Annotated in this window: 1 protein-coding gene and 1 tRNA gene; both read left to right on the forward strand. The window is 40.1% G+C overall.

What is annotated here, in order from left to right; all coding sequences use genetic code 11:
- A tRNA-Met gene (locus BLQ57_RS04970) sits at positions 1 to 72 on the forward strand.
- Between the two features lie 44 nt (positions 73 to 116).
- On the forward strand, positions 117 to 332 hold a 216-nt coding region (locus BLQ57_RS04975), incomplete at its 3' end, for a GIY-YIG nuclease family protein (RefSeq protein ID WP_092824017.1).

Here is a 332-nt window from a genome sequence, read left to right on the forward strand (position 1 = left end):
CGAGGTAGCTCAGTTGGTTAGAGCGCAGGATTCATAACCCTGAGGTCACGGGTTCAACTCCCGTCCTCGCTACAAAGGTCTCTGATTTTTCAGAGGCCTTTTTTTATTTTTAGCACATGGATGAATTCGTAGTATACGTGCTTTTTTCACCTTCAACCGGTAAAACCTATACAGGGATGACTTTTGATTTGATTACTCGATTTCAATTCCATAATCAAAAATCTACCAAAGGCTACACTATCAAGTATCGACCCTGGATAGTAATCCATGTCGAGTTCTTTCTGGTAAAAAAAGATGCACTTACAAGAGAAAAGGAGTTAAAGTCAGGGAAA

This window comes from Algoriphagus faecimaris (assembly GCF_900101705.1).
Taxonomy (GTDB): Bacteria; Bacteroidota; Bacteroidia; order Cytophagales; family Cyclobacteriaceae; genus Algoriphagus; species Algoriphagus faecimaris.